Genomic DNA, 25,578 nt, shown 5'->3' on the forward strand with positions numbered 1-25,578 from the left:
ATTGTGAAAAAAGTTAACGAATCTTGGCAAGGTTTTTTAAAGTGGTATCATGTAAAAAGTTAGGTAAACAACGAACCAAGAAAGGGTATAGCATGTTAACAAAAGGTGAGGAAGCGGAATTGGCCAAACTTATAGAAAAAATGGAATGGCCTTTGCCCCATGATGTTTTCCACGCGCTTGTGAAAAAAATAATCACAGTGCCGGTTGAATTGGCGGTCTTTGACAAGGGAATGGGACGAATTCTACTGCACTACAGGGAAGATGAGGAGTTCAAGGGGTGGCATATGCCGGGTACTGTGGTCAGGGACAACGAAGATGTCAAAGGAGCGATACAACGACTCCTTACGGACGAGTTGGAGTTGGAAGACAATTCCAGCGTAACTTGGCCGGAGAATCACGGTTGGTTGGAAGTCAAAAGGAAGATCGGAGTCAGACACTTAATCTCGCTTCTTTTCTCTTGTCGCATGGTCAAGGACTACGGTGGTCCTGGCGATTTTTTTGAGGTAAATAGGTTGCCAAACGACACTCTCAAGCACCACAGGGTGCTGGTAAAAGAGATCCTTGCAAGGATGGGACGAGGAGGGTTATAAAACCTGATACATTTTTCAAGCGGCAGGAAAACGAGAGTTTTCCTGCCGCTTTTATTTGAAATCGCAATATGCTATTCTGAAAGAATTATGAAAATTCTTATCACGGGAGGGGGAGGTTTTCAGGGCAGTCATTTGACCGAATACCTCATATCAAAAGGTCACGATATTTCAGTTTTGAATACATATTCGGAGGCCTCCAAAGCCAACTTGTCTCAAGTGAAAGACAAGATAGATCTTATCTGGGGAAGCATAACCGATAAAGAGATAGTGGATAAAAGCGTCAGAGGCCAAGATGTCGTATTCCATTTGGCTGCTCATATAAATGTTGACGAGTCGCTGAAAGAAGACCCTATGGTTTTTTTCCACGGCAATATTTTAGGCACATACAACGTTTTGGAGGCGGTTAAAAAAAACGGTAATCGTTTGATACTTACTTCTACCTGCGAAGTTTACGGAGACGGCCATGACTTGAAAGACAGCGAGCTTCTTGACGAGACGGCGGAGCTTCGTCCAAACAGTCCTTACGCCGCTTCCAAAGTGGCCGCCGATAGAATAAGTTACTCGTATTTCAAATCATTCGGAGTGGATATAACTATTGTCAGACCATTTAACTTGTTTGGAGAAAGGCAAAAAAGCGGACGCTTCGGAGCTCTCATCCCGATTTTGGTGGCAAATGCCATGAGAGGAGAAGATTTGGTCATTTTCGGAACAGGGGAATCCACGAGAGATTATACTCACGTGAGCGACATAATACAGGCCTACGATATTGTATTGAATAACGGCGAGGCCCTCAAAGGCAAAGCTATCAACTTTGCAAGCGGTCAAAACACCAAGATTAAGGATATCGCGGAATATATCGCGAAACGTTTCGGCGTCAAGGTGGTCCACGGTCCGGAAAGGCCGGGGGAAGTCCTGCGTTTTCCTTCCGACATATCTTTCGCCAAAAGCTTTGGCTATTCTCCAAAGGTTTCAGTTTGGGACGGCATAGACAAATATATAGAGTGGGCGATATCCGAAGAGTATAAGAAGTCCATAAAGTCGACTTATTAATAATTCACTAAAGTGCAGTATTTGTTCTCAAAGTAGGAATTCTTGTCGCTATAGTATTGCCAGTCCATTTTATCTTTTTTGAAGATGATGTGGGGGATATTTCCGTACCATGAAGCAAAAGCGCCGAAACTGGAGTCGGAACCTATAATTGTCCGGGTTTTTGCTAAAAGGAAAAGGTCGGTCACGGCATCCTCTTTCGAAATATAAACATTCAATCCATTGAAGAATTTGCTTTGGACCGCGCCATCGGACGTTATCACAAAAAGCGTGTTGCTTTCATCTATGTTATTCTCTCGCATGTACTCATCAAGAATTTCTCTGACTCTTTTTTGTTCAATAAAATATTCTCCGCTCTTGAAAAAAGCATAGTCGCCTTGCCGTATGTGGACTCCTACTATGTTGTTGTATTTTAAACGCAAGGGTCGTAATATTTCTTCCGTCCGATTCATGATTTCTTTTTTCGGCGCAAAAACATCAAGCAGTTCTTTTCTGAATTTTCTTAACCCTTCCGGATTTCTAAAAAGCCAGCCAACCATGTAAACGACATCGCTGTCCTCCTCTTTTCTAAAAAGTTCCGGCGGTCTTTGCGTCGGCGGGAGGCAATACGTTTTGCTTTCCAAGTTTTCGGATGAGACAACTTTTTGCGAAAACATAATCTCAATCGGTTTCAGGTAAATTATCTTATAAATCAATTTCGCTATTTTAACACGCAGGCCGTTTCTTCTTTTCCTATATGATTTGAAAGGGGAGAAGAAAAGCGTTTTTATAAACTTATTTCCGACCGGCATGTTGAAAAACTCTCCGTATTGGAAAAAAGAATAGTTTAGGCATTCACGGTCGTGTTCCAAACAGTAAGCATAAATACTTGCAAAATTCCAAAGCTGGTTTCCCAGCTCGCCTCCGCCATGCCAAAGTATTATTGTTTTTTTCCGTTTCATTTTTGAAAATGATACAACCCCGTGCCAAATCCTTTTGATTTGTCGTATTGAGCGGTCATTTTATCTCCGTAAATATACATCTCCTCTGCTAATTTCAAGGACGAGAATATTTCCAATACATAGTCGCGCCTAAAAGCCCTGTGGGCGTTGAAATACGTGATATTGTCGCGGTCAACCGGAACCGAAACATACAAGTTTCCGCCTTCCGCGAGAACTCTGGAAAGCTCTTTTACCGATTTTTCCGAACCGAAAGAGTCAAGCGGGTCTCCGTATCGTCCGAGCCCAACGTGTTCTATGACGCATATTGAACTTAGTGATTTTATACTGCCGTTTTCAAAAGGGAGGTCTAAAAGGTCTCCTTTCGTGAAGGAGAGTCCCTGCATTGAAAAGGGCAGTGGTCTTATGTCTATCATGGTTGTCGGCGTGAACTGCGAGATGATGCCCATCATTTTGGCGTCCGAACCGATATCAAAGTGCCTCTCCGGTTTGTTTTCAAAAATTTTTTTGGCGCACCAGGAATTCTGGAAAAAATACACGGGGGCAAGAGGAGTGATGTCCGTTTTGTCAAAAATACGCGGATACAAGTCCTCCGTCTTTAAGGTGAAATTGTTATTTGGTTTTATATTTTTGTATTTCCGATAATCACCAAAAAAAATCAAAAGAGTTCGACATTTCTGAAAAGTACCATATTGTCCTTTGAATGTTTGGAAAATAATGACAATAAACTTCAGAAAAGAAATCTTTTTTAATGTTCGCCTCGGTGTTTTCATGTTTATGAATAGCTATCTCGCGATGTATGAATCGGTTTTCTTGATTTGATAAGCTTTCTTTTCGTTTAATTCAATAAAAAACTTGTTTCTGTTCGGGAACATCAGTGTGTACAAAAAACTGAAAACGGGGTCAAAAATTTTCCATCCGAGTTTTGATTTGCCGTAAAAGAACAATTTTACAAAAAAAGGCAAGATTCCGCCCTTTTTTGATATGTCCGACTGTTCGTCTCTGTACTTTTTCATGTTGTCCGTGAGTTGTCCTTTGTTCTTTCTAAACCGGCTGACAGTGGAGTTTAGCGACCACAGTTTAGCCCGTTTGGCGAACTCTATCCATAGGTAGTAATCTCCGGCGAGCTTGTATTTATCGGGAACACTTCCGATTTTCCGCCAAAGCTCTCGTCTCCAGAAAACGCTATCCTGATGAATAAAATAGGTGTATCTTCCGTATATTCCTTTTGCTATCCACTTGCGGTTATAAATATAACATATGCCCGGCTCGTCTTTGTTCTCGTCTTCAAAGCGAAACGAAGTAATGCCTTTAAGCCATGATACTTCGGCAAAATGGGAAAAAACGGCTGAAATTTTGGCAAACGCTTCCGGCAGGTATGTGTCATCGGAATTTATCCACGCGTAAATGTCTCCCGTGGCTTTTGTAAACCCTTTGTTTATGGCGTCATACATTCCTCTGTCTTTTTCAGAAGTCCATTTTAAGCTAACCCCTCGGCATTTCAAAGGGAAAGAACCGGAAGACACTTTCTCCGCGTATGACTTTATGATTTCGGTCGTGCCGTCAGTTGAACCGCCGTCTTCTATGATGTATTCAATCTCAAAATCGCCCTCTTGGGAAAGGACGCTCTCAATGGTCTCGGCTATGTATTTTTGGCCGTTATAAACGGGGGTGACGATACTGAATTTCATGGTAGATGCGCTTATAAATAGTGGCAGATACCCTTACAAATGGGACATGCGAATAAAAGAAGTTGCGAAGAGTGGGCGTTCATGTCAGATATTTTTCGTATTCGTCGTACTTTTCATTTTGATTTTTGACTCGCCAGAGATAAAGGGGGATTTTGAAAGCAAAGCTCTTCTTAAATGTTTCTGCGACTTGGAAATTGAAATCACGATCAGCGCCACGCCCGACAAATGTCGGCCAAACACGATGGTCTCTTTTCCTAAATTTCACTTTTTCCAAAATTTCTCGTTTGAAAAGGGGACTGTTCCCCGCGCAGGGGTATGGGTCAAGGGATCTGAAGAAAAGTTTGTTTATAAATCTGAGCTGTTTTATGCGGAAAGGGACGAGAGAGTGTAAGTTCCCAAATAGTGACATGGCGATTCCTTTTGTCCGCTGTCTAAGCTTCTCTATTTCCTTCGGGTTCATAACGGCATCAGGATGATCTTTTAAAATTCTTTCGAAATCAAGTTTTTTGCCAGAAAGGGAAGGGTCGAATTTTTGCCAGTCGATACACACATGGTTTGAATCGTATTTTAATGCCAATTCATATTCGGTTTCGATCCTGTTTAAGAGCGAGACATCGTCTGCGTCTTGGAAAGTAATCCATTGGCCTTGAGCTTTTTCAAATCCGTAATTTCTGGCAATCCAGCCCGCGTTTATGTTTCTGCCTTGCTCATTGAATCTCTCCGGGTCGTCATACCTAAGGGGGTAATAAAAGACATTTCCCAATCCTTTGAATTTTTCTACAACCTCTTTTGTGCTGTCTTCGCTGTTGTCATCAATAACGATAATTTCCAGATTTTTATAGGTCTGATTCAGCATACTCCGTATGGCGCCTTCTATCGTCGCAGAAGAATTATGCGCCGGAATAATGACCGATATAAGGGGCTGGTTTTTATCGCCTAGCGTCATTTGGATCTATAATTTAAGAATATTATCAATAAAGCCGGCAAATGTCCTGCTAAACGCTTCTTTCGTGTGGTTTTTCCTCGCGAACGACCACACTTCGCGAGAGAGCTTTTTGACCTCCTTCGGTGGAAGAGTTGAAAAGTCCTCTACCGCTTCAGCGATATTTTCTATTGAAGGTTCGTCTATAACCTTGCTCGGAGCTTCCTCATAGATGCCTGTATTTCGCGTTACGATAGGGAAGATGCCCGCCTGCATGGCGTGTACGGTAGCTCCGCCACCGCCTTCGGAAGCTGACATGTATACGGTCGCGCCACATTTGTTGAAGATGTCTAAAATGTTGATGCCGTCAGTCATGATTTTTCCGTCTTTCATGATTTTGGGTCGGCTATAGCGTTTTATATTCGGCAGAGAAAGCTCGCGCGCATATATTCTCTCAAATTCTTTCTCAAACGCGGATGGTCCCACGACGGAGAGATTTAGATGGGGGAGGGAAGCGAATGTCTCTACAACGAGATCGAGACCCTTCAATATCGCTCCGCCTCCTCCGAACCATAAGAAGTTCTTTCTGGCCTTATTGAAATCTTTATTTTCCGGAAACTCGTATATGTCCATTGCCGGCACGGGGACTTTTAGTATTTCTTTTCCAAATTTTTCGTATGTACCATGCACGGTCTTGTTGCCGTATCCCAGGATGAAGTCCGCGACAGACGGGTCGCTGGTCATGGGGTCTGTTCGTTTGGCCGGGAGGGTTACCCCCCGCCTTTTCTCAAAATTCCTCAATCTTTTTGCCTCAGCTTCGTTTTGGAATGAAGGATGAGAGGCCACGAGAAACATAACTTTTTTGCATTCTTTGGGAAGGTAACGCGATAATCTTTCAAGATTATACTGCATGTCTATACAAACAGCGTATTTTTTTCTCGGGACGAACCTAAAGTCGTCCCAGTTTGTAACATCAACATCGTATCCCCGATCCAGGAAAAGTTTTGCGATTTCTAAACATGTCCAATAATTCGGATGCGGGTCGGTAAAGTATTCTCCCGGCGCTTGGATAAAGGGGCCTGTTATAAAAGAAAGCAATACTACCCCTTTTTTATTTTCCGGGGTATGGAGAGAAACAAGCCCAAAGGCCTTATTCGTGATTTTGTTTTTATATGCGGTTATATACCGTCCCAATATATTTGTCATATATTTGTTTGATGGGATTCCAGCCATAGCTCAAGACAGAAAAGTACCCAGACCTTGTAATACATACCCTTGTTTTTTTTACTGTAAAAAAGGGAAACAATCTCTCGCACGGCTTCTTTTTCAAGAAATTCATACACATGCGCCGTGTTCCCGAATTTTTCCAGAATAAGCGTTTTCAGTTCCTTTGTACGCAACCATTCTTCAACCGGCGCGCCAAAACCTTGTTTTCGCCGATAGACAAATTCTTTCGGCATGATTTCAGCGAGGATTTCCTTCAAAATGATTTTGTTTTCGTTTTTGTTCATCTTGTACTCTATCGGCAGATTATACACGAATTCAGCCAGTTTATAATCAAGAAAAGGGGAGCGTACCTCAAGTCCGTGCATCATGCTCATCCTGTCTATCTTGGTTAAAAGCTGTCCGGGAAGATACACGGACAAATCAAAAAGATTTATCTTTTCAATATCATTCAAACCCTCGAAACTTTTGAGATTGAAATCCGACGAACTTTTCTGTCCGCGAAGTTTTCTTATCTCCCCGGGAGTGAAAATAGATATGTTTTTCAAGTATCCTTTAAATGGGCTAAGAAACAGTTTTTGGAAAGTGTGTTTTTTCCACGAAAGGTGCCAGTGCTTCTGATACCAGCCGTATCCCATGAATAGTTCGTCCGCGCCGTCTCCGGAGAGGGCGACCTTGACCCTCTCCGAAGCGAATTTAGAAAGGAGGGATTGAGGAAAGAGAGATGAATCCGCGTGAGGTTCGTCAAGGTATTTCAAACAATCTTTTAAGACGTCAATCTGGTCTTCGCTGGCTTGGAGAGTGAAATGGTCTGTGCCTATTTTGTCAGATGCTTCTTTGGCGTATGGCAATTCGTTTCGGTGCGACCCGTATCCCAAGGAGAAAGTTTTAATCGGTAAAGGTGAAAATTTTTGAGCGTATGCCGTCACCATAGTTGAATCAACTCCTCCCGATAAAAAGCTTCCAATTTCCACATCAGCCACCATTCTTTTCCTAACCGCTTCGGTAAAAAGTTTTTTTATTTCTTCTTTGGCGTCTTCGTAAGTAATATCCAAGGGTCTCTGCTCCGGTTGCCAGTATCTACTTTTTTGAAGCTTGCCGTTTTCGTATACGGCGTATTCGGCAGGGGAGAGTGTGAAGATGTTTTTATAAACCGTCTTCCACGGCGGAATATACATGAGGGTGAGGTAGTCGTCTATGGCTTCAGGTGATATCTCGCCCTTAATCTTTCCGGATGCAAAAAGGGCTTTTATTTCCGATGCTACCAAGAGGTTATTTGAATCATCGTAGGCGTAATAAATGGGCTTCTTTCCGAAACGATCGCGAGCCATGAAAAGCTTCTGCTTTCCTTCGTCCCAAATTGCAAAAGCGAACATGCCATCCAAATATTTCGGGCAGTCGGTTCCGTATTCCTGATATGCTTTGAGGATTACTTCAGTGTCGGAGTTGGTGCTAAAAATGTAACCTTTCGTTTGAAAATCCATTTTCAGTTCTTTGTAATTGTATATTTCTCCGTTGAAACTTATGGCGATATTTCGCTTATTGTCGCGCATCGGCTGATGCCCGCCGGAGAGGTCTATTATGGAGAGACGAGTTTGCCCCAAAATACAGTTGGGGAATTCCAATATGCCTTTATCGTCCGGCCCTCTTTTTTCAAGAGAAGCAATCATTGCATTTGTATTTATGCGACAATCCGACGATTTTTTTACTATTGCGATAATTCCACACATATAGATTAGTCCATAAAGTCGAAAGTTTAAGATTGATTTAAAGTTTTAACCAACTATGGGGAATAATATCTGCTGGTTCAGTCGTCTTATCTAAAAACCATTTTTTAGGAGCAATTACGGTCTTATTTGCATTTTCATTTAACCACGCACCCCACCAGCTAAAACTAGAATTTGCAATAATATTACTTTTACACTTCGTCATTAGTATCATCTCTTCAAAGTCGCTAAGCGAAAAGTCAGATGCAAATACGGGGCTATTTAAGAAATGCAAATTATTCTTCACCCAATCAGTGTCATCCGAGAATACATAGAATTTCGGGTTAGGATATTTTTTGCCGATCTCGTTTACGGCTTTATTGTAATATTCTGCGGAACATAACCCGTAATTTTTTAAAAGTTCGGGATTTGAAACATAATCTCCTCTCCGTATATGGATCGATACCGAATCAGATGAAGCGATCTCTTCAATCCTCTGCGACATTTCTGGAGGGATTTCCTTTAGTGTAAATTCCCTCCGAATCGTCTCTTCAATGTCTTTGAAATATTTTTCGCTCTGCCAATACCCATCCATGTACACATCGTCCTTTAATTCAAGTACGTGAGGATTAAAACCGAATCCCTTCTCTGTTATATAAATGGAGCTGTCGGCGACCATTCTGTTGTATATAAATCTGAAATATCTGATATTACTTTTCTTATATATCTTGAAACGTCGGATATCCTTTTTCGAGGCATTGTCTCCCGTTATGTTAAATTTATCAAGCGAAAATGACCGCACGGTGGAATTTCCACCTCCACTGAAAAAACTCAAATCAAGTTTAAGCTCGGCCTTGTTTACTTTCGCCACTCTTCGCGCCGTTGCATACTGAAACATCTGATTGCCGAGACCTCCCATTAGTTTAACCATTATCATACGAATTTTTTTAAAAACTTTCTGTAATTTCTCTGCTTCATGTGAATGAAAAAAGCTCGCGGAAGACGGATTAGGAGCAAGAGGGCGCATAGAGGGCGGTACGAAGTTCCTTTCAGGGCTTCCATATGGCTTTTGAAGTAGGTGTCAAACCGGCCATAAGGGAACATGTGGTTTTTCGGGTCTTTTATGATTATTCTTTTCACCGAGCTTACGCTGTCATTTTTGGTTGAATTGGGACTTGAAAATCCGCCGTGCCTTTTTTTGAAAAGCACTCGCGAATCCACATAGACCTTAAAACGACTCACAACCGCCAAACTGAAATGATAATCCGAACCCCACTCTCTTTTTTGCGGATAGATTTCCCACGCTTTTCGTACGACTTCGGTTTTGAAAAGGGCGTACATAAAGTGGTTTTTTCCCAATATTTCCGGCTGGAGAACATATTTCGTTACCTGCCTTATCCCCGGTTTTCCGGAAAACTTTGTGAATTCCGTCATTTCTCGTAAATTTCTGCCGTAAGAATCCACGTCCGCGACGACTGTTTGCGCGACATCAACGTTTCTTTTTTCTATATTTTCAACGCACACTTTGATAAAGTCCTTTTCCCAGATGTCATCGTGAGAGGCCCACATGAAATATGGCGTATCTGCTTGGTCCATTACAAATTTTAAGTTGGGAAACATTCCCAGATTTTTTTCTTGTTTGCAGTATTTCACTCGCGCGTCTCTTCTCATGTATTCCATGCATATTTTTTCCGTAGTGTCTTTGGACGCGTCATTGGATATGAAAAGGGTAATGTCCCTAAACGACTGACCAAGAAGGGACTCTATGGCTTGTCGCATAGTCGCTTCTCCGTTATATACAGGCATTCCTATAAATACTTTTGACATAAGTTATTTGACCCTTTTTAAGTATCCGTTAACATTGAATGTCGCGTTCTTACCGAACATATCGCAATATTTTATATCAACTTCAAAATTGCTGTCAGAATTTAAAAACTCTCTAATCGCCCTAAGAGGACCTCCATTAAATCCCTTTTCTTTGGACAGATAATTTACAATACCGTCTTCCACGATAAAATAGGAACCGATTGAAACGAGCGGGGCGAATTTGCGAAGGGCTCCAATAGTATCTTCATACATATGAGATCCGTCCTCTATTACGAGCACTTTAGAAAATCCTTTGGTTTCCTTGATATCATATTTCTCCCATCCTTCTGTGAACAGTTTAATTCTCGGATGCCGCGCCAGTGATTCGTCTGATTGTTTTTTTATGTCTATAGTGTGAATGGTTCCATGTCCCAGTGTTTCCATGATGTCTGCCATATACAGGGTCCCTCCACCTATGTTTGTTCCGATATCAATAACAAGGTCCGGCTTTACGGAACAAATTATCATCTGGTAAATTACATAATCAAAAGGGCATTTAAGAGCTGGAATTCCTCTGTAAGTAACCTCAAAATGTCCCGAGTAGATGGAGTTCGTGTCAAAATATATCTGCTCATTTTTCGGAGCAAACATGAATTGTTTTTTTAGTAACCGATAAATAAAAAACACTTTATCCGGCAAAAATTTTCTTAGTATCTGTTTCATAAAATTCAGGATTTATAGTTTTTATATAGTCCCTCGGGGCAGATCCTCTGGGGACCATATAAGCTCCTCGGCTCGCCCCGTTAGAAGCTTTGCTTCTAACGGGGCTCGGGAGTGAAAAGTCAAAGCACTTTTCACTCCTCTCGCATAACGATCGCTTATATAGACATACTATATAAGCTCCTCGGCTCGGGAGTGAAAAGTCAAAGCACTTTTCACTCCTCTCGCTCTACGTCGCTTATAAACCATCCTTGGTCTCATAATCGCCACCCCAACAGGATCTTATCCGTTTTAGTGTGCTGAAGGCCTCATCAATGGCTTTAAGTGCGTTATTGATGTTAAATTTACTGTCATAATATTTTTTTACTTTGCCATCTTTTTTGTCATTTAGCATCAGCATAATTTGATTGGCTATGTCGTCAGGGTCTAATCCGTCAAAGTAATAACCGTAATTTCCTAGTTGTTCAACGTGTCCCGGTAAGTTGGTACAAGCTACCGGACAATCCAACTCCGCTGCCTCAAGAAGAGGCATGTTGGTTGGTCCCAGCAACGTCGGCATGACCAGACCTTGAGATTTGTTGTAGAGCCAACGCAATTCTTCCAGTGAGACAAATCCCAAATCAATCACATTATTTTCCAGTTTCAGGTCAGTAATAGTTTTTAGTATGTACTTCTTGTTACCTTTGTCAGATCCGGTCAGAACCAGTTTTATTTTAGGGAACATTTTTACCACTGAACACATTGCCACTAATAGATTGTAGTGATTTTTATGCGCCCAGTATTGCGCTGAATAATGTATAAAGAAGTCATCCTCTGCCATTCTTTCAGGTTTAGAGGATTTGCATTTCGGAACAACCACTCCGGATGGAAAAATCGGGACGACTTTAATCTTATCTTCCTTGATGTTTAAATATTTTTCACATTCTTTTTTACCCGCCTCTGACTCAGTGAATACCATCAATGCTTTGCGAGGTATTACATCATAATGGGCCGTACGTTTTTCAAAAATTATATCTTTAGTGAATTCCGGGAAGGCGTATGAGCTAATGTGCCCAACGTCCCAAAATGTGTAAATGTAGGAAATATTGTGATGTACGACACCGGGGGTCAAATAGTAGACAATATCTGCATGCCGATATATGTCCTTCTGGAGCTTTTGATCGTTTTTATTTATTTTTCGTTCTATTGTTTTTTTAAAAACTCTGAGTAATGGGTTTAGGTTAAAGGGGTTTAAGGTTATTGTTATCTTTAGTAATTTTTTTAATATAGCGACTTTTCGGGGTTCCCATGTTATTGTCTTATGTCCCAGTTGACTAAAAATGTTTTCTTTATCGCTCAAAAAAACTACCTCTGCGTCTTTAAAGGGATATTTAGCCAGGGCTTCTGATAGCTCGTTAAGATAACTATACCCTCCTCCCGATCGGGGATTCACACTGCTGTCTAGCCAAATTCCAACTCTTAATTTTTTCATAAACTAATTTTTCTTACGTTTCTTATTACCTCTTTGATGTCTTTTGGCTTCAAACCTAGTCCACTTGGTATATAAAACCCATTTCTAGAGAGCTTTTCGGCTACCGGATATTTTTCGTCCCTAAATAAACCCATACTTTTAAAGACCGGCTGTTCGTGCATGCACCAAAAGAAGGGCCGTGTACCTATGCCCGCGTCATTCAATTTGGCTATAGCATTTTCGCATAACTTTTGGGTATTTGCCACTAAAGTGAAAACCCAATAAATATTTTTGGCATACTCCGTTTTTTCCAGAGGAAGCTGGAATCCCTCCATTTTCTCAAGCCCTTTTTGGTAAGTGCTTCCTATCTTTCTTTTCTTAACAATATGCTCATTGACCTTTTCAAGTTGGGCCAGACCAAGCGCGGCCTGCATATTTGTCATTCTGTAGTTCCAGCCCAATTCATGGTGAACGAATCTTCTTTTCTCTTTTGGTTCAAATGCGATGTCTCGAAGTTTTCGACATCGGTTGGCCAGTTTCGGATCATTCGCCATAATCATGCCACCCTCGCCGGTAGTAAGGAGCTTGTTCGGATAAAAACTAAAAATACTGATATCGCCAAACGAACCACACTTTTTACCCTTGTATGTTTGCCCGTGCATTTCAGCGGCGTCTTCGATAAGGTACAGCTTGTATTTTTTGCATAGTTCTAAAACCGGATCCATATCTACAGGTAATCCATAGAGGTGTACGACCAAAACCGCTTTTGTTTTTCGTGTTATCTTAGCTTCTATTTGAGTCACGTCCATATTCAGAGTTTCTGGATTAGAGTCTATGAGTACGGGCTTGGCACCCGCCCTCACGACAGATTGAGCAGGGGAGATAATGGTAAGGGTCGGCATGATGACCTCGTCCCCGTCTCCTATTTTCAGTGCCTTTACGGCAATATCTAAAGCTCCCGAACCGCTTGAAACCGCCACCCCGAAATCACGCCCCACATATTGAGAAAATTTTTCTTCAAACTTTTTAACAAGCGGACCCTCTGAGGATACCCATCCTGTGCGTATGCACTCCAAGAGATATTTCTTTTCGTTACCGTTAAGTAGTGGTGTGTTTACGGGTATCATATTTTTTCTTTTTGATTAGTTCTTGTGTTGTAAACCTCACATCCTTTGATGGTAATTAGCCGGTGTTTGTCAGACACATAGTTCAACTCACCTTTTAAATCTCGGCTTTCTCTATATTTGCTCAAAGTATAGCCGTCTTTTGCGGTCAAAGGTTTTAATTCTTTTCGTCTTTCTTTTTTCACAAAATAGGCGTTATTACCGGCGCTGTTAGTCCCTATAAAGCTGTAGCCTTTTTGATCTGCCAAATCGCACAACGATGAAATAGAACTGCCCCAATATAAATTGCTGTAGTGAGCAGACGTTCGGTTGAAATTTTTGTCGTAAGGAACAACCCAGGGATTTTCTGGTCCAAAAACAGAGTTATACTCCATGATAACTACAATGGGATCTATTACGTTTATTTTTTTCCAAATCCAATAATCAATGCCGTCAATATCAATGTGCAAAATGCCGAGTTTGCCGGCAAAACCGCTTTTTTTGATGAAGTTGTTTATATTATCTTGGTCTACAAATAGCTCTTTCGCGGTTAGGTCGTATTTCCAGTAGTATTCAGAATTAAGAATTTTATTCAGATTTTCCTTTGAGCTGTCCATAACCAACCCTTTCCAGTTGTTGTTCGTCATTAAAAAGCGAGTGTTGCTTTCGCGGTAATCTCCAACTCCAAACTCAATAAACGTTTTATCTTGGATACTCAAATAATCAACTAAAAACTGTATGATTCCGTCATCGCCAAATTGCGAAAAAACTTTAAACTCGGCGTTCTGGATATTTTCAATAATCCTATCTTTTTGCAGATGGATTTGATTTGAGGCTATTCTGCCCAAGATCATCATTTCGTTTTCGTTACTCTCGGTTATCTTTACTATTTTAGATGCCAGTATGCCCAGTATTTTATGCATCAATTTTTTCACGGTTTTCATACGTTTATATTTTTTTTAAGACAAAACAAACGCCCCAAGTGTTGTCGGACGGTTTTTTACCAGTCAAAAATTCTTCAGCTTTCACCATTTCAAAACCGGTAAGTTTTGCCAACAGGCCTATTTCAGGAATACTAAAGTGCCTCATTGGATGATTTTCCAATAGCCGGTTCGTTTTTTTTGTAATAAGATCTTTAACTAAAATTTTATATTCCACATTTATCACATTTCTATTGCCGTCTATTTTCGGTGTAGCTGTTCGCGTTACAGCTATTTCTTTATTTTTCATCCGTTTTACTCTGTGTGATGCTTTTTGTTTATATACAGCAGGGGAGTACCAAACATCAAACAAGAAAACACCCCCATTATTTAAATGCTTATGGGCGTTAAAAAATGTGGCAATCAGGTCTTTATTGTCGGTCAGGTAGCTTATTACGTGGAAAAGCGAAACAACAGCGTCATATTTTCCCTTTAATTTGAAATTGCTGATATCCGCGACCTGGCACTCCAATCCCTTTTTTTTCGCTTCTGCCGCCATGTATTCGCTTTTATCCAAGCCAAAAACCTGAAATCCATTTTTTTGCAAAAGCAAACCGTGGCCACCTGTACCAGAGCCAAATTCCAAAACAGATTCTGCTTTAGGGGCAAATGTCCTGATTTTCTTTGATACATAGTTTGCCTCTGCGTTATAATCTTTGTCGCCATAAAGCAGATTGTAATATTTTGAATATGTTTGAAAATTTTTTGACATGTTATTTAATTTTCACTTTCGATTCTTTCACTGGACTAAACCTTACTTTATCCTCGTCTTCCATATAAGGCCCCTGTTTAACTTCTATTATCTCACTGGGTTCCAGCATTTTAAAGCCATGGCCGCCGGCGGAAAGGAGTACGACATCACCTTTTAAAAGAACTCTGCTTTCAAGATAGTTTTGCTCTTCATCGTAAAAATCAACCCTAACATTTCCTGATTTTATAAACAATGTTTCTTGTGTCGATGTTATTTTTTTCTCTACCAGATTGTGCCTGTGTGGAGGTATCGTGTATCCTTCGGGTCTATTCATATAACCCAATTGTTGAGAAGAATCATTGTCAGTAAAAAATGTGACACCATCTTGTTCAAAATTGCTTCTTAGGATGACTGCAATAAGCCGATTGCGATGTATTATCTTTTCAATCATTTTTTTATGTGCTGTTTATCATAAGAACCCCCGTAAATTTCATCAAATGAATTTAACATGACCACTATGCTATTCCTACGGTCTAAGTCCTTGCAGCTGCTCGGCTTTAAAAGGGTCTTATCTGCTACTTTTCCTTTCTACTACAAAAATTGATTTTTGTCACTAATATGATACTATATTTCTATGAAAGCTGTTATTGTGGCGGCGGGAGAGGGTAAACGCCTAAGACCTTATACGGAAAAACGTCCCAAACCTCTTGTGTTCGTAGGGGGTAAACCGATTATACATTATACACTGTCTAATTTGAAAAAAGCCGGTATTAACGAGGTTGGAATCGTGACTGGATATCTCGCGGAAAAGTTTAAGGAAGAAATCGGCAATGAATACGAAGGATGCCGGATCACATACCTATTGAATGATAAATATACTACGACGGACAACCTGCATTCCCTTTTCAAAGCTCGTGAATATTGCAAAGACGGTTTTGTGTTCTTAAATGCCGATGTTATCACTCAGCATTCTATGTTTAAGGAACTTGTTTCTTACAAACATCCCGATGTCTGCGTAGTGGACGACTCTTTAGAGCTCGCCCCTTTATCCATGAAATCAAGAGTTGAAAATTGCACTATTACAGCCATGTCGCGAGATTTGAAAGACGGCAATGCGCGGGCCATCGGCATTTACAAATGGAGCAAAGAAGGATCTTCATTATATTTTGCCGAAATGGAAAAGCTCGTTAAAAGCAGCAGTGAACCGATGCAGATAGAAATGGCAATACGCAATGTAATTCAGCGGAGGCCTCTATACGCTTTGCCTGTCAAAAAAAATATATGGTTTGAGATCGATGAAGAAAGCGATCTTAAAGATGCTGAGAAAAGTATTTCACTCCTCATATGACTTTTTTTTCAAAGGAAACAACTGCGCTCAACAGAACAAACTTGCGTAAGCTTGCTCTGGAAATTTTACACTCAGGCATAGAAAGAGTATTACCGGAGAATGAAATGTACAACAATATCTCTGTCTCTGACGGATCTATTTCAGTATTCGGAGAGAAACATTCTTTTTCCGGCAATTTATATGTTATCGGATCGGGGAAGGCTGCCGCAATCATGGCCGGTACTTTTGAAGATATCGCTGGTGTTCAAAAAATCAGGGAAGGATATGTCAATGCTCCTCGTTCTTTTCCTTTAAAAAAAATAATCGTCAACGAAGCCTCCATTCCGATACCTAATGAACGAGGATACAGGGGTGCTAAAAAAATTTGCGAGATCGCAAAGAATGCGAAAAAAGGAGATATTGTGGTCTGTTTGATTTCAGGAGGAGGGTCGGTTCTCATGCCTCATCCCGTAGATGGCGTTTCTCTTTTAGAAAAGCAGCAAATGACCAAGCTTCTTTTTGAGGCCGGGGTTCCCACATATAGTATCCAGCATGTACGCAAGCATGTTTCAAAGATGAAAGGGGGTAGACTGGCCAAGCTTATCCAGCCAGCAAAAGTTATTGGACTTATGGTTTCCGATGTGGTGAATCCTGCGGATGTATGCGCCGCGGGTCCCACGATGCCGGATGATTCAACGTATGACGATGCTTATGATGTTCTTACAAAATACGGCCTTCTTGAAGATGTACCGGATTCTATTATCTCTCACATTGTCCGGGGCAAAAACAGGCATGAGGAAGAAACTCCCGATTCGCAGGAACTTTTTTGGTCTAATGTATATAATTACGATATAGTAAATAATAAGATGGCGTTAGATGCTATGGCGGGAAAAGCCAGAAGTTTTGGTTTTGAAACTTTGATACTGCCTCCTGTGATCGGAAGTACGGAATTCGTAACCAGAATGTTTGCCCGTAAGATTCGCGATGTGCGAAAGCGTGCTAAAAAATACGCCATCATAGCTTCAAGTGAGATGGCTGTAGCCCTTCGCGGTAACGGCAGAGGGGGCAGGAATCAAGAACTTGCGGCTCGTTTGATAGGAGAGCTTTCAAGCGACAGGACCTCGGTTTTTGCCTCATTGGATTCGGACGGTCAAGACTACATCAAAGGCATCGGAGGAGCTATTATAGACAATCAAACGGCAAGAAAAGCCATCTTTGAAAACATTTCACCGGGATCTTTTTTGGACAAGAGCGACAGCTATTATATACATGATAAGCTTGGTACATTGATACGGATGGAGAGTACGGGTACCAATGTCGGAGATATTCATATATATTTGCAGGAATAATATGAGAAAACAACCTTTTAATTTTAAGGGGAAAACCGTAGTTATAACCGGAGCAAGCCGAGGCATCGGAGCGGCCGCGGCCTCTTGTTTTGTTGCGTCCGGGGCCAAGGTTGTTGGCATATCTAAAACGGAAAGAGGCAAAATATCATCAAGAAGATACTCTCATTTTAATGTTGACGTGTCAGACATCGGCTCATTTCAAAATTGGATTTTGAATTTCACAAAGAAAAGAAAAATTGATATTTTCGTGAATAACGCCGGTGTATATCCCTCTTCAAAATTATATGATGTCACCGAGCATAGCTGGGATCAAAGTTTTTCGGTAAACCTTAAAGGAGCATTTTTTGCGGCTCAGGCGGTTGCGAAAACAATGAAAGACGGCGGAGTTATCGTAAACGCGTCTTCTTTCGCGGCTTCCATGCCTTCTCTGGGAAGCGGAGTGTATGCCGCCGGCAAGGCGGCTATAGAGATCCTCACGAAAACCATGGCTGCGGAGTGGGGTAAAAGAAACATACGAGTGAATGCGTACGCCCCGGGTGTTATAGAAACTGACATGACGAAAGATGGAAGAAAGAACAAAAAAAATACCTTGCTCCGTCCCATAGCTTTGGCACGATTTGGCACTCCGGAAGAAGTGGCCGCTTCTATTCTTTTTCTGTGTTCTGATGAGGCGTCATATGTAACTGGCGCCGTATTGGCTATAGACGGCGGGAAATACATTGTGCAAAACCAAGAAGAAGCATGAAAACAATAAAAACAACATATACTCACGAATTCCCGGTATCTTTCATAATTGATAACGATCCCGGAATGAAATTCATGGCTGAATTCAGGCATCCAAAAGGGGAGCGTTTTTTCATATTGATTGATAAGGAGGTATCTAAAAAATACGGAGATCAGATAAAAAAACTTCTGGGAGAACACAGAAAAAAAATGTTTTTTCTTGAAGTTAGCGCGAAAGAAGAAAGCAAATCAATTTACTTTTATCCCAAAGCCGTGGAGTTTTTAGAAAGACACCGCGCTGGATTATTTGATCTTGTTATCGCAATAGGCGGAGGTATTGTCATTGATCTCGCCGGATTTGTGTCATCGACCTATATGCGGGGTTTGCCTCTGTTTCTTGTTCCGACGACACTAATAGGACAAACAGACGCTTCTACTGCCGGCAAAACTTGTCTCAATACAAAAAACTCAAAAAATGTTTTAGGGACTTTTTATTATCCATCTGTGGTATATAACAATGTGTATTTTATCAAAGACCACAGTCCGTATTATACTCGTCAAGGACTTTCGGAAGTTTTCAAATACGGACTGCTTGATTCTCCTGACCTTCTTAATCTATTTGAAAAATACCGTAAAAAAACATCCGACGAGCTTCTAAAAAAGATGGTAGGGGAAACAATCAATGTCCGTGTCAGAATAAGGAAAAAGCATCCGTTGGCAAGTAATTTGGGACATACATTTGGACATGCCATAGAAAAACTGTCTCGGCACAAGGTTCTTCATGGCGATGCCATATCTGCAGGCACCGTCCTCGCATTAATGTTTGCGGTATCACGGGGAATTATGCAAGAAAGTCGCGCCAACTTCATCATTTCCAGTATGAAAAAGAATGGTCTTAATGTATATATAGATTCTTCTTACACGCCAAAAAACTTCGTTGCCTTAATGAGGCGGGATAAAAAATCATCTGATTCCAAGATAAATTTGGTTTTAATAACAGATATCGGAAAGCCCTACCGAAAAGGAGTGAATTATTTTTATTCAGTGTCGCCGAAAGACATGGAGGAGTTTTTGAGCGTAACTTTGAAAGAATATCCATGGCGGATTAAAAATATGCCGCTGCATGTTAAGAATTCTTCTATCACATATCATGACAATAACTAACATTAATCATTCAAGTTTTACCGTTCTAGATGTAGAGAAGCTGGCACGTTTTTATAATGAGGTTATGGGCCTGCGCCTTCTTGACCTGTCTTTGAGGAGCGGCGAATTTTCGGAGATTGCGACTGGAATAAAAGGAGTGCAGTTGAAGATCGCATACTTGGATGGAGGAAATTGTTCTTTAGAACTGGTAGAATATATTCCGGGATCAGGCAAGTATTCGGATACCAAAACATCTTCAATAGGAAGTGCCCATGTATGCTTTAATGTTAACAACATTCTGGAGTTTGTCGAAAACTTTAAAAAGGGAGGGGGGACACTGGTTGCTCCGCTTGCGACAATTCCCGGAGGCCCGAACAAAGGAAAGAAAATGGCTTATGCCAAGGATCCGGAAGGAAATACCATTGAATTTATTTCAAACGAAACATATGAATAAAAAAACAAAATCATTGAAGAGAAGGAAAATAGTCATAGGAATTAACGGGTTCGGCCGGATAGGTCGAGCCGTATTCCGCGTGATTGCCAAGAGATCGAATATTGAGGTTGCCGCGATAAATGATATAAACCCCGACAACAAGAATATAGCATACCAGCTGAAATATGATTCTCTGTACGGAACTTTTCCAGACCCAATTTCGGATAGTCCTGAGGGTATTGCTGTCGGCAAAAAAAAGATTGCGGTATATCACACTGAAAATATAGACGAAGTACCCTGGGAAAAACAAGGAGTGTCTATTGTAGTTGACTCATCGGGCGTATATGAAAATGTCTTGAGGGCTTCGGGGCTCAGGAAGAAAATTGATAACGTAATCATGACGCATTCGCCGAATGAGATGAAAGTCGATAAAACCATAATTATGGGAGTCAACGAATCAAAGCTAAATCCTAAAAAAGATTTCCTTATTTCAAGCAGTATATGCGATGCCAACGCAATTGCACCCGTATTGCATTTGCTTAATCAGCGTTTCGGTATTCAACACGGTTTTTTGACCACTATTCACCCTTGGCTTACTTATCAAAATCTTTTAGATGGGCCATCTCCGTCTTTTGCATATCCTGGTCATATAAATCCTCATTATACTTTCGGGCGCGCAAGTACTTTTTCGCTTTTACCGAAACCCACTTCAACAATGACAGCGGTATGCAAAGTTATCCCCGAACTTGAAGGGAAGTTCTCCTCATTTTCATACAGAGTGCCGACTGCCATCGTATCTTCATCTGATGTTTCCATTAAACTGCAGAAAAGGGCAAATACGGAAGATATAAAGAAATTGTTTAAAGAAGTCGTCCGCAAACAGCGTTTTGATGTCATATATAATAACGAGGAGCCGCTTGTGTCAATTGATTTTAAAGGATTGCCGTATTCCAGCATTGTTGATCATAGATGGATTACCGTGAATGACGAAAACTATCTTAAAGTTATTCTTTGGTATGACAATGAATGGGGCTATGCAAGCCGTGTTGCTGATGTGATCAGTCTTTTGCAGAAGTAACTGTAATATGATTCCGGTTTTATACACTTGACTTGTATAGTTCATCAAGGCCCCATGCTGCCAGCTCGTAATTTACAGCACAGTCAGTGATTTTCTAATATGACTTACAATAAACTTACCCGCGCCAGTGGGATTCGGTTGGACAAGTTTTAAGTTTTGAAGTCTTTTTTCTTTCAAAAAATCGTTTTTCTTTACCACGATGTCCTCAATAAAATACTTGATGTCATTCTCATTAAGTGCTTTATAGTAGGAGCTTACAAGTTTATCGCCAATCTCGTTATATCCCATTGAATCTTCGTTAACAAGTAACAGTATCGGTTTTTTTGTAGGCAGATACTCCGCCAAAAAGGAGCCGCAGTCTGTTATCAAGGCGTCGGAATTTTTGAATAATTCAAAGTAATCGCGGTTGTCATCAGAGAATCTCTCACCAGATAATATTCTCCACTGCTTGTAATAGTCATCTATTTCATTTTTTGTCATGAATCCTATTTCCTCTAAATAATGTTTCAATGATTGATGTGGCTTGAATACCCAAGAAATGTCTTTATTTTCATTCGCGTATTTGAGAAAAAACTTATAATTTTTGTCAAATGTCGCATGTTTGAGGGCGGCTCCTTTTAAAGACCAGTGAGGCGCCCAGATAATCGTGCTTTTAGTCCTTTTAAATTTTTCGTCCGTATCACTAATTTGATTGTACACATCCAGTTTGGGATAACCAGAAACCACCACATTTTTACCCCTATCTTTCCCAAACTTTTTAAACTGGCTCTTGTGCCACTCGCTTTCGGCAAAAACTCTCCAACAATTATTGGTAAGTTCAGAGTTGAAATGATCATTGTAACTTTTTGCGATTTTATAACCGTAAGGTATATAGCATACCAAAGCGTTTTTAACCGCTTCGTTCCATGAAAGATTGTCGGGAAGACCGGGATAAGGCTGGTCATAAAATATTATGTCTGCATCGATCATATCTAAAGTTATGAAAAGGTTTTTTTCCGGATCATACCCGTAAACCACTTTCATGTTTCGTCTTCTGAAAAAATCATAATTATCATTGCAAGTAACATTCTTATTGTTTATTTTATCTACCGTATTTGGAAAAGCCACGATAATAGGCTCAAACATGCTATCTTGTAGGAAATTGTCGTACACCGTCTGTGAACCCCAGAGCTGTTTTTGGCTGATAAAAAACGCAACTCTGATTTTAGCGCCGGCCTTGATTTTTTTAATTTTCAATTCGGCAATCTTTTCAACTTGCTTTTGCGCAAGGTAAATTTTTGCAAATTGGTTTAACCCTCTTATTTTTTTTACAAGAGGTTTTAAAAACGGCATTCTTTTTAATATTTCCCTTATTGTTTTCATAATTTGATGACCGTGCCTTTTATATTTTTCTGTATAAGTAAATTCGCAACATTTGATCTCTGGCGTTAAAAATTATAGTGTATTTAGTATGCTAGGAAAACCACTTCAAAGTGAATCAAAAGTGCCGGTTATGATATGTTACTTTGTACTTTTTACATTTTTTCTTAAATTTTTTAAAAATTCTACTACACTTTCCGGTAATATGGTTTTTAGTAATAACTTCATATAATAAAGCAGATTATATAGATACCTATTTAATTTGTCAGTCAATGGTACTCGAGTAGTATATTCAAAATTTGAAAAATTGAATTTTCTATCAATGACTATAAATTTCGGGTGAATTAGTGGAAATTTCATTTCTTTTTGAATCATCTCCGAAAACCTAGGGTCCGGTTTTGTCGTATTGGTAGCACCTTCTATTCCGAAACCTATGTTTTTGACCAAATTTTTTGCAGGCATGATATTTATGGAATTGTTAATAATTTTAGTATAGGTCCATTGGTAGTCCCATGTAAATGTATTTCGATAAGCATTCTTAAACCAGCTTAGATATGTATTTTTGAGCACTTTTTCACCAATAAACAGGTCATCAAACACTCGTTCCTCAATAGCTTGTGGGTAGCTCTGCATTTCAAGTTCGTATAATTTCCAAGCTCGTCGCCAAGAAGCCCAGCCCCAGATTCCACCGACACGACAGAAGTGGTAACTGTAACTGTTGGGATTGTTTTCTTTTTCAACGTATGTCATGCCCGCGATGCACATTATTCTCGAGTCGTCTTTATATTTTCCTAAAAGTTCTTGGCAGAACCAAAAGAATGATTGGTTTGGCAGGCAGTCGTCTTCTAAAATAATGCCCTGTTCGACATTATCAAAAAACCAGTCTATTCCAGAGCTAACTGCAATTTTGCATCCGAGATTGTTTTCTCTAAAAAGAGTTTTTACTTCGCACGGCCAGTCAATATCCAATGCTATTTCGCGAGTTTGCCTACATTTCTCACTCTCGCCTTTTTTGTCTTTCCTTGGACCGTCAGCGGCAATGAAAAGCTGTCTTGGTTTGGCAGCTCTGATTGCTGAAAAAACCTGCCTTGTCGTGTCAGGTCTATTGAAAATTAAAAAGAGTACCGGAGTGTCTAAAATTTTAGCATTCATTGTTTTTAGGTCTTATAATTTTGACTGGCTGTATGATTGATTGCCAGAATATTTTGAAACTGAAAGATTTCGTTTTTGGGGTTATATGACCCCAGAGGAATCAGTCCTTTTTCGTGAAGTCGGAACAGTTCATATTGTCCTAAAATCTCATAGAAATCTTTCAAAAAAACTCTGGAGACGACATTCATTTCATTAAATTCAAATTGAATAAACTTTATTCTGTTTTCCTTGAGCATCCTGCGAGCCCCTTTTAGTATGTCCAATTCGCCTCCCTCCGTGTCTATTTTAATAAAATCCACCTCATCTATCTTGTTTTCAGCGCAAAAATCATCAATTGTCGTGCAAGCGAAGTCCATCTCTGTCAGATTCTCGACCTGATGTATTTTCGTAAAGACCTCTTTGAATGTACTACTGTGGGAACTTCCCGAATCTTCCGCGTAAGAGTATATTTTTTTAACGGACTTATCTGATCCCAAGCCCTTATTTAAAACCTTTACCGTTCTATCTGCAAATTTTCTCTTGAGTATTTCATATGCTCTGAAATTAGGTTCGAAGGCGAATATTTTTGACTCAGGTAATTCTTTGCACAGCATCTCGGCATAGTTTCCTTTGTTTGCTCCTATGTCGAACAATATCTGCTCCTTGCCCGACGTTTCTTTTTTGAGAATATTTTTGATAACGAAACTTTCCCCCGAAACAATGTAATTTCCTGGGTTCAGGATTCCGATTTCGTTGTAGGCAAAGGTTAAAAGGTTGATTTGTCCGACTCTTGAAAGAAACAAAATGAATCGGCTCAATGTTTTTTTGCCGAAGATATTTCTAACCAGTTGCGCGACCTTTTTTAAAATAAGTTTTTTCATACTGAGTCCCTATTTTCAAATTTAAAATCAAACAGAATTTTGCAGGGAACCGGCTGTAGGCGGCCGCTTGTGTAGAACTCATTATTATTTATTTCAAACGAGCATGCGTTTCCCAGCCAATCCAGAATTTCTGAGTTGTGAGTGTCTGTGGCAAGAAACAAATCGGCAAAATAAGTTCCTGTTGAAAGATTGATTTTTTCAATATCAAGCAATATGCCACCTTCTTTGGGGCCGATATCGATCTGCTGGCCAAGAACATCATTGGTAACATTTGAAATATGAGTTCCGTACTGGTCTCGGATGTTTAAAGAAATTTTTACGTCTTTGAATGATTCTCCTGCGTTGTTTTTATAATAGATATTGAACTTGAGAGTTCTTTTTTCCGTATCGTACCGTGTCTCACATTGCGTAAATGTCACACGTCCGCTGCCCTTGCGGTCTTTTCGTTCGGCAACCGGTGTTTTAAGAAGCAATTCTTTGGTGGCCAAGTATTCTAAAATGACATCTTTCGTTTTGCCGATCATACGAACTTTTCCTTTTTCTATGAGAATTGTTCTGTGGCAGAGCTGCTCAATTGCCCCTAAATTATGGCTTACAAAAAGAATCGTCCGTCCTTGCTTTTGCGTAACCTCTTCCATTTTGCCGAGGCATTTTTTTTGAAATTCTGCGTCACCGACCGCTAAAACTTCGTCAACAAGGAGGATGTCCGGCTCCAAATGGGCGGCAACGGAGAAAGCAAGGCGGACATACATACCGCTTGAATATCTTTTTACCGGCGTGTCTATGAATTTTTCAATACCGGAAAATTCTATTATGCTTTGGATTTTTGCATGCATTTCTTTCCGAGTCATACCGAGAATCGCGCCGTTTAGGAAAATATTCTCTCTTCCTGTAAGTTCAGGATGAAATCCCGTGCCGACTTCAAGAAGGGAAGCGACACGTCCGTGCATGACAATCTCGCCCTCGGTCGGCGGAGTGATACCCGTTAAAATTTTAAGCAGGGTGGATTTTCCGGCGCCGTTTGCTCCTATGATGCCAACCACCTCTCCTTTTTTTATTTCTAAATTGACACCCCTTAATGCCCAAAATTCTTCTGTGGCGCCGTGATTTATAATTGACCTTGTTTTTGCTTTGAGGAAGGCTAGTGGTTTTTTTAGGATATTCGTCAAAACATCGCGTAATGCGATATACGACTCGCGCTTTGCGCTTATGTTATAACGTTTCCCTATATTTTTTATTTGAATAATCGGTTCCATATCTTTCTTTTTGACTTCTCTTTTGATTTG

General features: G+C 40.3%; 26 protein-coding genes. 8 read left to right on the top strand and 18 right to left on the bottom strand.

Annotation, left to right across the window (positions count from 1 at the left end):
• Positions 1–92 precede the first annotated feature (92 nt).
• Both Q8P86_01620 and Q8P86_01625 read left to right on the top strand, forming a co-directional pair.
• A complete protein-coding gene (locus tag Q8P86_01620; protein MDP3996374.1) occupies positions 93–590 on the top strand; it encodes an NUDIX domain-containing protein in 498 nt (165 codons plus the stop codon).
• An 87-nt stretch (positions 591–677) separates the two neighbouring features.
• A complete protein-coding gene (locus tag Q8P86_01625) occupies positions 678–1,640 on the top strand; it encodes an NAD-dependent epimerase/dehydratase family protein (protein ID MDP3996375.1) in 963 nt (320 codons plus the stop codon).
• Here Q8P86_01625 and Q8P86_01630 read toward each other — a convergent pair.
• From Q8P86_01630 to Q8P86_01695, 14 genes are all read right to left on the bottom strand, one after another.
• Positions 1,637–2,578: a hypothetical protein gene (locus Q8P86_01630; GenBank protein MDP3996376.1), complete on the bottom strand. Its 942-nt coding sequence runs from the start codon at positions 2,576–2,578 to the stop codon at positions 1,637–1,639. The genes Q8P86_01625 and Q8P86_01630 overlap by 4 nt on opposite strands.
• A complete protein-coding gene (locus Q8P86_01635) occupies positions 2,575–3,348 on the bottom strand; it encodes a DUF268 domain-containing protein (GenBank protein MDP3996377.1) in 774 nt (257 codons plus the stop codon). Before Q8P86_01635 ends, Q8P86_01630 begins: the two co-directional genes overlap by 4 nt.
• A 12-nt stretch (positions 3,349–3,360) precedes the next feature.
• Positions 3,361–4,266 carry a glycosyltransferase family 2 protein gene (locus Q8P86_01640; GenBank protein MDP3996378.1) on the bottom strand — a complete coding sequence of 302 codons (906 nt, stop codon included), beginning with the start codon at positions 4,264–4,266 and terminating at the stop codon, positions 3,361–3,363.
• Between the two features lie 79 nt (positions 4,267–4,345).
• Entirely contained in the window at positions 4,346–5,212 is an 867-nt protein-coding gene (locus Q8P86_01645) for a glycosyltransferase family 2 protein (GenBank protein MDP3996379.1), read from the bottom strand.
• Between the two features lie 6 nt (positions 5,213–5,218).
• Positions 5,219–6,394: a glycosyltransferase gene (locus tag Q8P86_01650; GenBank protein ID MDP3996380.1), complete on the bottom strand. Its 1,176-nt coding sequence runs from the start codon at positions 6,392–6,394 to the stop codon at positions 5,219–5,221.
• On the bottom strand, positions 6,391–8,142 hold the full coding sequence (asnB, locus tag Q8P86_01655; GenBank protein MDP3996381.1) for an asparagine synthase (glutamine-hydrolyzing): 1,752 nt from the start codon (positions 8,140–8,142) through the stop codon (positions 6,391–6,393). The genes Q8P86_01650 and asnB overlap by 4 nt, the downstream gene beginning before the upstream one ends.
• Positions 8,143–8,179: 37 nt before the next feature.
• Complete coding sequence (locus tag Q8P86_01660; protein MDP3996382.1) at positions 8,180–9,055, bottom strand: alpha-1,2-fucosyltransferase; 876 nt, start codon at positions 9,053–9,055, stop codon at positions 8,180–8,182.
• Positions 9,052–9,945, bottom strand: a complete 894-nt coding sequence (locus Q8P86_01665) for a glycosyltransferase family 2 protein (protein MDP3996383.1) — start codon at positions 9,943–9,945, stop codon at positions 9,052–9,054. The genes Q8P86_01660 and Q8P86_01665 overlap by 4 nt, the downstream gene beginning before the upstream one ends.
• Before the next feature lie 3 nt (positions 9,946–9,948).
• Entirely contained in the window at positions 9,949–10,647 is a 699-nt protein-coding gene (locus Q8P86_01670; protein MDP3996384.1) for a CmcI family methyltransferase, read from the bottom strand.
• Between the two features lie 235 nt (positions 10,648–10,882).
• Positions 10,883–12,115: a glycosyltransferase gene (locus Q8P86_01675; protein ID MDP3996385.1), complete on the bottom strand. Its 1,233-nt coding sequence runs from the start codon at positions 12,113–12,115 to the stop codon at positions 10,883–10,885.
• Positions 12,112–13,221 carry a DegT/DnrJ/EryC1/StrS family aminotransferase gene (locus Q8P86_01680; protein ID MDP3996386.1) on the bottom strand — a complete coding sequence of 370 codons (1,110 nt, stop codon included), beginning with the start codon at positions 13,219–13,221 and terminating at the stop codon, positions 12,112–12,114. The genes Q8P86_01675 and Q8P86_01680 overlap by 4 nt, the downstream gene beginning before the upstream one ends.
• Positions 13,218–14,141 carry a hypothetical protein gene (locus tag Q8P86_01685; GenBank protein ID MDP3996387.1) on the bottom strand — a complete coding sequence of 308 codons (924 nt, stop codon included), beginning with the start codon at positions 14,139–14,141 and terminating at the stop codon, positions 13,218–13,220. Before Q8P86_01685 ends, Q8P86_01680 begins: the two co-directional genes overlap by 4 nt.
• A 4-nt stretch (positions 14,142–14,145) precedes the next feature.
• Positions 14,146–14,889 carry a class I SAM-dependent methyltransferase gene (locus tag Q8P86_01690; protein MDP3996388.1) on the bottom strand — a complete coding sequence of 248 codons (744 nt, stop codon included), beginning with the start codon at positions 14,887–14,889 and terminating at the stop codon, positions 14,146–14,148.
• Position 14,890: 1 nt separating this feature from the next.
• Positions 14,891–15,319, bottom strand: a complete 429-nt coding sequence (locus tag Q8P86_01695; GenBank protein ID MDP3996389.1) for a hypothetical protein — start codon at positions 15,317–15,319, stop codon at positions 14,891–14,893.
• A gap of 183 nt (positions 15,320–15,502) precedes the next feature.
• On the opposite strand from Q8P86_01695, the gene Q8P86_01700 reads away from it, so the two are divergent.
• The 6 genes from Q8P86_01700 to Q8P86_01725 are packed head-to-tail and all read left to right on the top strand — an operon-like array spanning position 15,503 to position 20,921.
• The gene (locus Q8P86_01700; protein ID MDP3996390.1) at positions 15,503–16,216 is read left to right on the top strand and encodes a phosphocholine cytidylyltransferase family protein; all 714 of its coding nucleotides are present in this window, start codon (positions 15,503–15,505) and stop codon (positions 16,214–16,216) included.
• Positions 16,213–17,544, top strand: coding sequence for a DUF4147 domain-containing protein (locus Q8P86_01705; GenBank protein ID MDP3996391.1), 1,332 nt, complete (start codon positions 16,213–16,215; stop codon positions 17,542–17,544). Before Q8P86_01700 ends, Q8P86_01705 begins: the two co-directional genes overlap by 4 nt.
• 1 nt (position 17,545) lies before the next feature.
• Entirely contained in the window at positions 17,546–18,289 is a 744-nt protein-coding gene (locus tag Q8P86_01710; GenBank protein MDP3996392.1) for an SDR family NAD(P)-dependent oxidoreductase, read from the top strand.
• Positions 18,286–19,431: a 3-dehydroquinate synthase family protein gene (locus tag Q8P86_01715; protein ID MDP3996393.1), complete on the top strand. Its 1,146-nt coding sequence runs from the start codon at positions 18,286–18,288 to the stop codon at positions 19,429–19,431. The genes Q8P86_01710 and Q8P86_01715 overlap by 4 nt, the downstream gene beginning before the upstream one ends.
• Positions 19,391–19,864 carry a VOC family protein gene (locus Q8P86_01720; GenBank protein MDP3996394.1) on the top strand — a complete coding sequence of 158 codons (474 nt, stop codon included), beginning with the start codon at positions 19,391–19,393 and terminating at the stop codon, positions 19,862–19,864. The genes Q8P86_01715 and Q8P86_01720 overlap by 41 nt, the downstream gene beginning before the upstream one ends.
• On the top strand, positions 19,857–20,921 hold the full coding sequence (locus Q8P86_01725) for a glyceraldehyde 3-phosphate dehydrogenase NAD-binding domain-containing protein (GenBank protein MDP3996395.1): 1,065 nt from the start codon (positions 19,857–19,859) through the stop codon (positions 20,919–20,921). Before Q8P86_01720 ends, Q8P86_01725 begins: the two co-directional genes overlap by 8 nt.
• A gap of 72 nt (positions 20,922–20,993) precedes the next feature.
• Here the strand turns inward: Q8P86_01725 and Q8P86_01730 are convergent, their stop codons facing one another.
• The 4 genes from Q8P86_01730 to Q8P86_01745 form a co-directional block, all read right to left on the bottom strand.
• Positions 20,994–22,283 carry a CDP-glycerol glycerophosphotransferase family protein gene (locus Q8P86_01730; GenBank protein MDP3996396.1) on the bottom strand — a complete coding sequence of 430 codons (1,290 nt, stop codon included), beginning with the start codon at positions 22,281–22,283 and terminating at the stop codon, positions 20,994–20,996.
• A gap of 138 nt (positions 22,284–22,421) precedes the next feature.
• Complete coding sequence (locus Q8P86_01735; GenBank protein ID MDP3996397.1) at positions 22,422–23,432, bottom strand: hypothetical protein; 1,011 nt, start codon at positions 23,430–23,432, stop codon at positions 22,422–22,424.
• A gap of 5 nt (positions 23,433–23,437) precedes the next feature.
• A complete protein-coding gene (locus tag Q8P86_01740; GenBank protein MDP3996398.1) occupies positions 23,438–24,292 on the bottom strand; it encodes an FkbM family methyltransferase in 855 nt (284 codons plus the stop codon).
• Positions 24,289–25,548, bottom strand: coding sequence for an ABC transporter ATP-binding protein (locus Q8P86_01745; protein MDP3996399.1), 1,260 nt, complete (start codon positions 25,546–25,548; stop codon positions 24,289–24,291). The genes Q8P86_01740 and Q8P86_01745 overlap by 4 nt, the downstream gene beginning before the upstream one ends.
• Positions 25,549–25,578: the final 30 nt, after the last annotated feature.

It is taken from the genome of bacterium, from assembly GCA_030699905.1.
Lineage (GTDB): Bacteria > Patescibacteriota > Minisyncoccia > Phycocordibacterales.

Bases quoted from the DNA above. Each gene is read 5' to 3' on its own strand.
- Q8P86_01620 (MDP3996374.1), top strand. From the start codon at position 93: ATGTTAACAAAAGGTGAGGAAGCGGAATTGGCCAAACTTATAGAAAAA.
- Q8P86_01625 (MDP3996375.1), top strand. From the start codon at position 678: ATGAAAATTCTTATCACGGGAGGGGGAGGTTTTCAGGGCAGTCATTTG.
- Q8P86_01630 (MDP3996376.1), bottom strand. From the start codon at position 2,578: ATGAAACGGAAAAAAACAATAATACTTTGGCATGGCGGAGGCGAGCTG.
- Q8P86_01635 (MDP3996377.1), bottom strand. From the start codon at position 3,348: ATGAAAACACCGAGGCGAACATTAAAAAAGATTTCTTTTCTGAAGTTT.
- Q8P86_01640 (MDP3996378.1), bottom strand. From the start codon at position 4,266: ATGAAATTCAGTATCGTCACCCCCGTTTATAACGGCCAAAAATACATA.
- Q8P86_01645 (MDP3996379.1), bottom strand. From the start codon at position 5,212: ATGACGCTAGGCGATAAAAACCAGCCCCTTATATCGGTCATTATTCCG.
- Q8P86_01650 (MDP3996380.1), bottom strand. From the start codon at position 6,394: ATGACAAATATATTGGGACGGTATATAACCGCATATAAAAACAAAATC.
- asnB (MDP3996381.1), bottom strand. From the start codon at position 8,142: ATGTGTGGAATTATCGCAATAGTAAAAAAATCGTCGGATTGTCGCATA.
- Q8P86_01660 (MDP3996382.1), bottom strand. From the start codon at position 9,055: ATGATAATGGTTAAACTAATGGGAGGTCTCGGCAATCAGATGTTTCAG.
- Q8P86_01665 (MDP3996383.1), bottom strand. From the start codon at position 9,945: ATGTCAAAAGTATTTATAGGAATGCCTGTATATAACGGAGAAGCGACT.
- Q8P86_01670 (MDP3996384.1), bottom strand. From the start codon at position 10,647: ATGAAACAGATACTAAGAAAATTTTTGCCGGATAAAGTGTTTTTTATT.
- Q8P86_01675 (MDP3996385.1), bottom strand. From the start codon at position 12,115: ATGAAAAAATTAAGAGTTGGAATTTGGCTAGACAGCAGTGTGAATCCC.
- Q8P86_01680 (MDP3996386.1), bottom strand. From the start codon at position 13,221: ATGATACCCGTAAACACACCACTACTTAACGGTAACGAAAAGAAATAT.
- Q8P86_01685 (MDP3996387.1), bottom strand. From the start codon at position 14,141: ATGAAAACCGTGAAAAAATTGATGCATAAAATACTGGGCATACTGGCA.
- Q8P86_01690 (MDP3996388.1), bottom strand. From the start codon at position 14,889: ATGTCAAAAAATTTTCAAACATATTCAAAATATTACAATCTGCTTTAT.
- Q8P86_01695 (MDP3996389.1), bottom strand. From the start codon at position 15,319: ATGATTGAAAAGATAATACATCGCAATCGGCTTATTGCAGTCATCCTA.
- Q8P86_01700 (MDP3996390.1), top strand. From the start codon at position 15,503: ATGAAAGCTGTTATTGTGGCGGCGGGAGAGGGTAAACGCCTAAGACCT.
- Q8P86_01705 (MDP3996391.1), top strand. From the start codon at position 16,213: ATGACTTTTTTTTCAAAGGAAACAACTGCGCTCAACAGAACAAACTTG.
- Q8P86_01710 (MDP3996392.1), top strand. From the start codon at position 17,546: ATGAGAAAACAACCTTTTAATTTTAAGGGGAAAACCGTAGTTATAACC.
- Q8P86_01715 (MDP3996393.1), top strand. From the start codon at position 18,286: ATGAAAACAATAAAAACAACATATACTCACGAATTCCCGGTATCTTTC.
- Q8P86_01720 (MDP3996394.1), top strand. From the start codon at position 19,391: ATGTTAAGAATTCTTCTATCACATATCATGACAATAACTAACATTAAT.
- Q8P86_01725 (MDP3996395.1), top strand. From the start codon at position 19,857: ATGAATAAAAAAACAAAATCATTGAAGAGAAGGAAAATAGTCATAGGA.
- Q8P86_01730 (MDP3996396.1), bottom strand. From the start codon at position 22,283: ATGAAAACAATAAGGGAAATATTAAAAAGAATGCCGTTTTTAAAACCT.
- Q8P86_01735 (MDP3996397.1), bottom strand. From the start codon at position 23,432: ATGAATGCTAAAATTTTAGACACTCCGGTACTCTTTTTAATTTTCAAT.
- Q8P86_01740 (MDP3996398.1), bottom strand. From the start codon at position 24,292: ATGAAAAAACTTATTTTAAAAAAGGTCGCGCAACTGGTTAGAAATATC.
- Q8P86_01745 (MDP3996399.1), bottom strand. From the start codon at position 25,548: ATGGAACCGATTATTCAAATAAAAAATATAGGGAAACGTTATAACATA.